Annotated in this window: 4 protein-coding genes; all 4 read right to left on the bottom strand. The window is 35.8% G+C overall.

The genetic code is table 11. The features are described from left to right. Nucleotides 1-2,213 (bottom strand): DNA translocase FtsK (locus tag Q7J54_00020; protein MDO8739943.1); only part of this gene is annotated, 2,213 nt, incomplete at its 3' end. A gap of 107 nt (nucleotides 2,214-2,320) precedes the next feature. After that, nucleotides 2,321-5,944, bottom strand: coding sequence for a DNA-directed RNA polymerase subunit beta' (gene rpoC / locus Q7J54_00015; protein MDO8739942.1), 3,624 nt, complete (start codon nucleotides 5,942-5,944; stop codon nucleotides 2,321-2,323). 70 nt (nucleotides 5,945-6,014) lie between these two features. Then, complete coding sequence (locus Q7J54_00010) at nucleotides 6,015-9,260, bottom strand: DNA-directed RNA polymerase subunit beta (GenBank protein ID MDO8739941.1); 3,246 nt, start codon at nucleotides 9,258-9,260, stop codon at nucleotides 6,015-6,017. A 331-nt stretch (nucleotides 9,261-9,591) separates the two neighbouring features. After that, the coding region (locus Q7J54_00005; GenBank protein ID MDO8739940.1) for an FtsW/RodA/SpoVE family cell cycle protein at nucleotides 9,592-10,685 on the bottom strand (1,094 nt) is incomplete at its 5' end.

Raw genomic sequence — 10,685 nt, 5'->3', positions numbered from 1 at the left:
GCTTTTTGCCATTCAGAGCCACCCGGTTCTTCTGATTCATCAAGTCCGCTTGGTTTTTTGTCTGGACCAAATTGAATGTCTGCCTTGTCAGCAAAAACATCTCTTGGTTTTGCTCCATCGGCAGGGCCTACAATTCCTTTTTCTTCCAACATATCAATTAATCTGGCCGCCCTTGAATATCCAATTCTTAATCTTCTCTGCAAGAATGAAGCAGACGCTTTTTGAGTCTCTAAAACTATGCGTTTTACATCTTCAAACAATGGGTCGTCGTCTCCGCTAAAGAATACTTCTCCTCCTTTAGATTCATTTTGTTCCAAACTTTCTTTTAAACTTTGGGCTAAAACAGACTGTGGTTCCTCTATTTTCTTGCCTTGTTCAGAAACAAAATCAGCTACTTTTTTAACCTCTTTTTCTGAAATATATGGTCCCTGGATTCTTGTAATTCTAGAAGATTTAGCCGACATATATAACATATCTCCACCGCCTAATAATTTTTCAGCCCCGGCTGTATCTAAAACTGTTCTTGAGTCAACTTGTGAAGCAACCTGAAAAGTAACCCTTGAAGTGATGTTGGCCTTAATTAAACCCGTAATAACCTCTACAGACGGCCTTTGGGTGGCTAATACCAAATGTATACCTGTGGCTCTTGCCATTTGGGCTAACCTTACAATTCCAGCTTCTAAATCCCTTCCTTTGGCGGCCATTAAATCTGCCAACTCATCAATAACTAAAACAATATATGGCAACTGCAATCCAGACGCGACAACAGATTTATTCTGGTTATAACTATTAATATTTCTGGCTGGAATTTCAGAGAATATTTCAAATCTTCTTTCCATTTCTTTTATCAGCCACTGCAAAGCGTTCATTGTTTTTGTTGCGTCATAAATTATAGGACACAATAAATGCGGAATGTCATTATAATTTTGGAACTCCACTCTTTTTGGGTCAACCATAATCATTCTTAAATTATCGGGAGTTGATTTATACAAAAGACTCAAAATCAAGCTGTTTAAAAATATTGTTTTACCTGTTCCCGTAGAACCGGCAACCAACATATGAGGCATCTCTGTTAAGTCTGCGTAAACCGGAGAACCTGCAACATTCCTACCCAGAGAAATTAGTAAAGGTGTAGTGGCATTTTGGTAATTTTGATGAGCAATCAAATTTCTTAAAGCAACTGTTGACCTAACTTTGTTTGGCACTTCAATACCCACTAAAGATTTGCCCGGTATAGGAGCCTCAATTCTAATTGGATGAGCCGCCAAAGCCAATGCCAAATTATTAGACAGCGTTGTAATTTTTGATAATTTCACTCCTTCTGCAGGCTTGAAAGCATATTGAGTTACAGTAGGCCCCACATTTACTTCTGCCATTTCAACAGGTATGCCAAAATTTTCTAAAGTCTTTCTAATTATAGCTGAATTTTCTTTTATATTGCCTGAAGTCGGAGGAGATTCATTTTTAGAAAGTAAATCTAATGGAGGTAATACAAAGTCGCTTTTTTGAGTTACTGTTGGTTTTTTCTCTCCGCCAGCTGACAAATTCTTTTCTTCTGGTTTTGTTTTTTTAAATAAAGATATTCTCGGAGATACAGGAACCGACGATTCAGATTTTTCTTCTTCTGTTCCTTTTATTTTAAATGAAGATGCTTCTTGGCTTTTCATCATTTGAGACATAAAAGATGGCTTTTTATCCTCTTCTAACTTTTCTCTAGGCATGTCGCTTCTGATAAACTGTAAAAATATAAAAATGCCTATTAAAATAATTCCTACAAATATAATATTAGCCGCTAAAAACCCAAATCCACCAACAAATAATTTTGCCATTAAAAAACCTGCCCATCCTCCCTGCATTTTAGTCATGTCCTGGCTGGCCAAAACAGCTGAAATACCTAAAAGCGTAACCGCAATGGCTAAAAACATAGCTAATGTTTTTCCTTTTTTTCTTGACCTCAAAAATATCAATCCTCCTAAAAAGAAAAACAATGGAAGCGTAAAAACAGCTTGCCCCACCGAAAACTTTGAAACATTTATAAAAATTTCACCGGCTGTTCCGGCTTTGTCCCAAAATGAAAGCCCCACAACTACAGCAACCAAAAACATTAAAATTGCTTTTATCCATCTTTTTGTCCAAGAAGACAAAACAGGATTCAACTTTTTTTCTTTTATTTTGGAATTATTTTCCCTTTTTGAGTTATTATTTTTAGCCATTTTAACCAAAATTTATAAGAATTTCTTCTTTGCTATTCTATCATTATATAGAAACAAAAAAGCTATTACAAGATCTATCTTGTAATAGCTTTATCGTTCTTTTGTCTCTATTTCTTTTTAATAAATCCTGTTCCTACTGGAATAAGTTTTCCTATAATCACGTTTTCTTTGAGGCCCCGTAATTTGTCTTCTTTACCTTCAAGAGCCGCCTTAATCAAAACTCTTGAAGTTTGCTGGAATGAAGCCGCCGACAAGAATGATTCTGAGGCCAAGGCAACTTCTGAGATTCCCAGCAATACCTGTACTCCGGTTGGAGGAGTTTTCTTTGCTTTCTTCAATCTGTCAACTTCCTCTTGGAACACGCCTCCTTCAATAATTTCACCCATTACCCATGGACCATCGCCCTCCTCTTTAATCTTCATCCTTGAAAACATCTTTTGTATTATAACTTCTATATGTTTGTCATGAATATCAACACCTTGCGAGGAATAAATTTTTTGAACTTCTTTTAAAATATATTTTTGGGTTTCTTCTAATCCCGCTGATTTATACATTTTTTTCAAATCCAAACTGCCTCCGCAAAGAGCTTGATTTTCTTTAACCTCATCTCCAACATTAACTAAAATGGCAATTCTGTTGGGAATTTTGTATTCTAATGGTAATACTTTTTTGCCAGATTTTTTAGAAACGGGTTCAATTGTTATAATTCTTTTTTCTTCATCAATTTTTACAACTTTACCTTCGGCCAACGACATTACTGCTTCCCCTTTTGGAGAACGTGATTCAAAAATTTCTTCAATTCTTGGTAAACCTTGTGTAATGTCACCAACTCCTACAACGCCTCCCAAGTGATGAGTTCTCAATGTAAGCTGTGTGCCCGGTTCGCCTATTGCCTGGGCAGCCACAACTCCAACGGCTTCCCCTAATTTTACCAAATTATTTCTGCCTAAATCCCAACCATAACAATTTTGACAAATTCCTGATTTATTTTTACAACTCAGAGGAGAACGCACTTGAACTTTTTCAACTTCGGCTTTGCTAATTTCATAAGCTGTTTTCCAGTCAATGAATTCTCCTTTTTTAACAAAAGTTTTTTTTCCGCCAGATGGCGAATTTATTACCACATCTCCCAAGCAATATCTTCCAACTATTTTAAATACAAAATCTTGCTCTATTATTTCAGCATCTTTTCTCCAAACAGTTATGCCTGATTTATCTCCGCAATCGTCTTCGTTTACTATAACATCATGGCTGACATCAATAAGACGCCTTGTTAAATATCCGGCAGAAGAAGTTCTCAGAGCGGTGTCAGCAGTTCCTTTTCTTGCTCCATGAGTAGAAATAAAATATTCTAAAACATTAAAACCCTCTGCAAAAGATGACTTCACTGGCAACTCAATAATATCGCCTGAAGGATTGTTTACTAAACCTTTCATTCCAGCCATCTGTACCGGCTGCGCCCAAGTGCCTCTGGCTCCGGCATTAATAATAGACAATACCGGCCCATCTTCTGGCAAAGTAGTTTTTAACAATGCCTCTATTTTAGTTTTTACTGATTGCCAAACTAAAATTTTCTGTGAAGTTTTTTCTTCTTGCGAAAGCAACCCTTTTTTAAAGTGGTTATCAATTTCTTCAACTTCTTTTTCCGCTTCATTAATTAATTGCTTTTTTTCTTTAGGAACAATCAAGTCATCCATACCCCAGCTTATTCCAGATAAAGTGCAGTGTTCAAATCCTAAAACTTTAATTCTGTCTAAAAATGCCACAGCCTCTTCGTTTGGATATTTTTCAATGATTTCTCTTACGAGCCCTTTTAGCGCTTTGTTATCTATTAATTTGTTTACATAAGGATGTTCTTTTGGCAAACTGGTATTTAAAATTATTCTACCGACGCTCGTTTCTATAAGTTCCACTTGAGGCCTACCTTGAGTGGCATCAAAGAGAGCTCTTGGATTTGGAACTATTATTTTTTCATTTAATCCCAAAAATCCATACTCAAAAGCAGTGACAGCTTCAGAGCTATTTGAATACACTTTTAAATTTTTAACATCTGCTGGTTTGTTTTGAGTTTCATCAGAGGGCTCTTTCATTTTTGTCAAAAAATAACACCCCAAAGCGATATCGCGGAATGGCCCAATTACTGGCAATCCCGTAGCTGGCCTTAAAAGATTTAGAGAAGAAAGCATGATTTCTCTGGCTTCTTTTTGCGCTTCATCTGAAAGAGGCAAATAAACAGCCATCTGGTCACCGTCAAAGTCGGCATTAAACGCTTCGCAGACAAATGGATGGAGTTTTATTGTTTCTCCTTCGGTTAAAACCGGCTGAAATGCTTGAATACCAAGCCTGTGCAAAGTTGGCGCTCTGTTTAACAAAACTAATTTGCTTTTTACGATTTCTTCTAAAATAGCCCAGACTTCCGGAACTTTTTCCTCAATTAATCTGGCGGCTCCTCTAATGTTGTAGGCTAATTCTTTGTCTAAAATTCTTTTAATAACAAAAGGTTTAAAAATTTCTAAAGCCAACATTTTTGGTAAACCACATTGAGCAAAATGAAGCTCAGGACCCACTGCAATAACTGACCTACCAGAATAATCAACGCGCTTACCCAAAAGATTTTGTCTAAATCTTCCCTGTTTTCCTGCTAATATTGCGGCCAATGATTTTAATAATCTTTTTCCTCCGGTAGTGGCGGTAGTTGTTACTCCTTTTCTCATTTCGTTATCAATCAAGGCGTCAACTGCTTCTTGCAACATTCTTTTTTCGTTTCTTACAATAACTGACGGCGCTGAAATTTCCAAAAGATACTTTAGTCTGTTATTTCTGTTTATAACTCTTCTGTAAAGGTCATTTAAATCAGAAGAGGCATATCTCCCGCCGTCTAACTGAACCATTGGCCTTAAATCTGGAGGCAATACTGGCAACACATCTATAAACATCCATTCCGGCCTGATATTGGCTTTTACCATCCCTTGAAAAAGCTTTAATCTTCTTAAAACTTTCTTTTTTAAAGCTGGCGGAGTTTCTTCACTTTCTTTTACAAGCTCGCTTACCGTCTTTTTTAAATCAATTTGTGAAAAGATATTTCTTACTGCTTCAGCTCCAGTTCCCGCTTCAAATATCTCTCCGTATTTTAAAGACAAAGCATGATAAACAACTTCTGACAAAATTGAAAGTGTTTTTATACTCAAAACTTCTTCTTTGGCTTTTTCTCTGGCTTGTTTTAATTCTTGCTTTGCTGCTTCTGTTTTTTCTTTTTTAACTTTTGTTTTATATTCTTGTTCAATAGCATCTAAAATTCTGTCTCTTGCTTCGTTGTCAATTTTAGTGACAATATATGAAGAAAAATAAATAACTTTTTCTAGTTGCTGTGAAGATTTATCTAAAACCAGTCCCATTCTTGATGGAACTCCCCTTAAAAACCAGATATGAGAAACTGGGGCAGCCAGTTTAATGTGGCCCATTCTTTCTCTTCTTACTGAAGACTTTGTAACTTCCACTCCGCATCTGTCACAAACTACTCCTTTATATCTTATTCTTTTATATTTTCCACAAGCACATTCATAATCTTTTTCAGGGCCAAAAATTCTTTCATCAAAAAGACCCTCTTTTTCAGGTTTTTGCGTTCTGTAGTTTATTGTTTCTGGCTTAATTATCTCGCCATGAGACCACGACAAAATCTCCTCGGGAGAGGCCAATTTTATTCTTATTGATTCTAAATCTACTACACGCATGAATTTATAAGTTTAGCGAATAAATTCATCCTGAGCCCAAGCGGGCGAAGGATATGCTTATTCTAAGTTTTTAATTTTTATTTTTTTCTTCTCTTGGTCTTTCTTTAACTTCAACCGCCAGTCCCAAAGATTTTAATTCAGCCACTAGTAAGTTAAATGATGCTGGAATATTTGGATTTCTTATAGGGTCTCCTTTTAATATAGCTTCGTAAGTTGTAGCTCTGCCCATAACGTCGTCGGACTTAATAGTTAACATTTCTTGTAAAGTATGAGCTACTCCATATCCTTCCAGCGCCCATACTTCCATCTCTCCAAATCTCTGGCCTCCAAACTGAGCTTTTCCGCCGAGAGGTTGCTGGGTGATTAAAGAATATGGGCCGATTGATCTGGCGTGAACTTTATCATCAACCATGTGGATTAACTTCATTATGTACATATAGCCAACTGTAATCTGTCTTGGAAAAGGCAGACCCGTTTTACCATCATATAGAGTTGTTTGACCAGATTCGGGAAGCCCAGCTTCTTTTAATTCTCTTTTAATATCTTCTTTATCAGCTCCCAATAATGCAGGAGAAATCGCTATGTAATTTAATTTTTTAGCCGCCCAACCAAGATGAGTTTCTAAAATTTGTCCTATGTTCATCCTTGAAGGAACCGATAAAGGCGACAATACCAAATCAATTGGAGTGCCGTCTGCCAAATATGGCATTTCTTCTTCCGCTAATATTTTTGAAACAACTCCTTTATTACCGTGCCTTCCCACCAATTTATCTCCAACTTTTACTTTTCTTGTTTCGGCAATTTCAACCTGAATCTTTTTTATAACTCCAGGTTCCAATTTATGTCCCAAGTCTCGTGAAAATATCTTAACATTAGTCACCTTACCTTTTTTACCGTGCTCCATTCTTAATGAGCTGTCTTTGACATCCTTTGATTTTTCTCCAAAAATAGCTCTTAATAATCTTTCCTCAGGAGTTAATTCTGCTTCACCTTTTGGAGAAATTTTTCCAACTAAAATATCATTAGGACCGACTTGCGCCCCGACTCTGACTATGCCTTCTTCGTCTAAATCTTTTAATTTTTCTTCGCCAACGTTGGGAATATCAGAAGTTGTAACTTCAGGTCCCAATTTTGTTTCTCTTACGTCGCAAGTAAAATCTTCTATGTGGATTGAAGTGAAGTCATCGTTTTTTACCAACCTTTCTGAAATAGTGATAGAGTCTTCAAACCCTCCGCCTCTTAACGGTAATATACAAACTAAAATATTTCTGCCCAAAGCCAACCTGCCCTCAGATATAGCGGCTCCGTCAGCTAAAACATCTCCTTTTTTAAATACTTCTCCCTTTTGAATTATTGGCCTTTGATGAAAACAAGAATATTGGTTAGTTCTTATAAATGTTTGAAGCTCATAATCTTCTTCAACTTTTTTAGACCCTTGGTCATATAATACTCTAATGTGCTGTGAATCCACTTCTTTAACAACGCCTGGATATTTTGCTAATATCACTTGTCCCGAATCACGAGCAACATTTCTTTCAACACCAGTTCCAACCAACGGAGCCTCCGGTTTTAACAAAGGGACAGACTGACGTTGCATGTTAGACCCCATAAGAGCTCTTGATGCGTCATCGTTCTGCAAAAATGGAATTAAAGAAGCCGCAACAGAAATAAACTGTTTTGAAGAAACGTCAGCATAATCTACTTTGGAAATTTCAGTTTCTGCTGGTTCACCTTTAACCCTTGCCTCAACTTTGTTTGGCGGAACTTCAGGGAGTATTTTGCCATTATCATCTAGTGGAACCGAGGCTGTAATAATTGTATATCTTTCTTCTTCTTGAGCTGAAAGATAATGAACCTCGTCGGTTATTCTTCCGTTTTTTACTTTAAAATACGGAGCTTCAATAAATCCATACGGATTTACTCGGGCAAAAGAAGCCAAATGGCCCACTAACCCAACATTAGGCCCTTCTGGAGTTTCAATAGGACAAATTCTTCCGTAGTGAGATGGCTGTACGTCTCTAACTTCAAAACCGGCTCTCTCTCTTGTTAGACCGCCGGGTCCCGTAGTGGTTAATCTTCTTTTATGTTCTAACTCTGCCAAAGGATTTTCGTTGTCCATAAACTGAGAAAACTGAGAAGAAGTATAAAATTCTTTGACAACTGCCATTAACGGTCTTGGATTTATAAGTTGAATTGGAGTTATAGTAGTTGGGTCCAAAGTAGACATCTTGTCTTTTATTATTCTTTCCATTCTCATCATTCCAACTCTTAATCTGTTTTGTAAAAGCTCAGATAAAGTTCTTACCCTTCTGTTGCCTAAATGGTCAACCTGGTCTGCTTTTGCATCAGGGTTATTATTTAATCTAATAATCTCTTTTACAACTTCTACAATATCAGCTAATTTTAAAATTCTATCATCTTTTGAAATATCTTTACCTGTTTGCACAGGCAAATTCTTTTTACCTAGAGCTAAGTTCGGTAATCTTTGCCATGTTTTCCATCTGCCAACTTTTGACAAGTCATATCTGTCAAAATTAAAGAACATATTAAATATCAAGTCTTCTGCGGTATCTGGGGTTACCAAATCTCCGGGCCTCAATCTTCTATAAACTTCTACCAATGCCTCTTTTTGGTCTTTGCAAGTGTCTCTTTTTAAAGTTTCTTTAATATATTGTATTTCTCCTTTGTCTATATCTTTAAACTCTTTCTCAACTTTTTCTACTGTATCAAGGCCCAAAGCCAAAAGCAGTGTGGTTGCCGGCACTTTTCTTTTACGATTAATTTTTACTCCTATAAAACCTGACTCTTCTGTTTCAAACTCCAACCAAGCTCCTCTATTTGGAATGATTTTTGCGCCAAAGTGATTTTTTCCGCGAAAAGACCTTGATGTAAAAAATGCCCCCGGCGACCTAATAAGTTGCGAAACAACAACTCTTTCTACTCCATTTACAACAAAAGTTCCCTTTTCGGTCATTAACGGAAAATCAGCCAGAAAAACTTCTTGTTCTTTTACTTCTTTGGTTCTGCGATTAACTAACCTAACTTTAACTCTCAAAGCGGCTTCCAAGCTGTCGTTGTTTCTTTTTGCTTCCAAACCATTTTTATAATTTGGCTTGCCTAATTTGTAATTCAAAAACCAAAGCTCAAATTCTTTTTCAGTATAATCTATAATTGGAGAAATTTCTGAAAGAAGCTCTTTTACCCGAACATCCCAAAAGTCTTCCCATGTATCTCTTTGCATAGTCAAAAGATGAGGAGTAGAAAAAGAGAGCTTGGACTTTGAGAAATTTTTTACTTTATGAATAGTTCCTGCCATAGCGCTGATTTTTTAAATTTTAAATTTAAGCGAGGCAATAAATTTTGAGAAATAATTTTTTCAGAAAAAAATATAAGTGAAGGTATTTATTTTTAAAGTAGCTTTAAAAACAAATACCGAAGATTCTATTAAAAATTTATTTATTAACGATAAAAAACCCTAAGAATGTTTAGGGTGTATCCCCTTGCCCTTTTTATATTTCAAAAAATATCAGACGCAAACAAAAAACAGCTGGGCAGGGGTATTTAATTTTAGTTAGAGTAAAGTGGCCACTTCTTTTTCAATATAATACTATTATAGTTTTTTATAAAAAAATGTCAATACCTATTGCCTATCTCCTTACTTTTATTGACTGCAATATGCCAAGACCGATAAATGTTCCTATTAACCCCGACCCTCCGTAACTAACCAAAGGCAGATAAATACCAACTACCGGGAGCATTGAAAGATTCATTCCTACATTAATAATAAATTGAGTTATTAACACAATAGCAAAACCGGAAGCAAAAAGACGGGGGAAATTAGTTTGAGATTCAATCGCAATTTTTAACGTTCGCCAAATTAAATTTATGTACAGCAAGAAAAAAATAGATACTCCTAAAAATCCCCATTCTTCTGCAATGACAGAGAAAATAAAATCTGTGTGCGGTTCTGGCAAAAATCCATATTGCACTTGCGACCCATTGCCTACTCCCTGACCCAAAATCATTCCAGACCCTATCGCAATTTTAGATTGCGTCTGGCTCCAAGACCCACCCAAAACATTATAAGGAAATATAAAAGATAAAATTCTATCTTTTTGATAGTCTTTTAGCAAAAAATTCCAAGCAAGACCGATTATTAAAAGAAAGCATAAAAACAGAATTAAAAAATGTTTAATTTTAATGCCAGAAATAAGCAAAAGGCCGACCCATATTGCAATTAATAACATTGTTCCTCCTAAATCTGGTTTTAAAAAAATTAAGATACATGGTAAAAGAACATACATCCCAGAAAAAATAATATGCCTGAATTTATACATTTCAACATGTCTCATTGAGAAATATTTAGCCAATAAAATTACTAAAACCAATTTGGCCGGCTCAACAGGGTCAAGGGAAAAAAATCCTATCTTGTACCATCCTCTGGTGCCCCTTATTTCCGGAGCAAAAAAGAAAAGACCTAATAATAAAAGAAGGCTTATAAAATAAAGAGCTAAAATTAAATAAGAATTATTTCTCAATCCCCTATAATCAAAAAAACTAATTAGAATCATTAAGGCAAACCCTACCACAAAAAAAACAATTTGTTTCTCAAAATTGAAAAAATTATTTCCTGGCAAAGAAGTGCTATAAATTGACGCCAACCCAAAACCAGCAATCAATACTGCTGATAATATAAGCCACCAGTCTAATTTTTTTAAATGATTCGTTAAAACTCCCATAA

The organism is Candidatus Woesearchaeota archaeon (assembly GCA_030651135.1).
GTDB lineage: Archaea > Nanobdellota > Nanobdellia > Woesearchaeales > JACPBO01 > JACPBO01.
The sequence above is the reverse complement of the archived record's forward strand: the minus strand, read 5'-3'. Positions and strand labels throughout refer to the sequence as shown.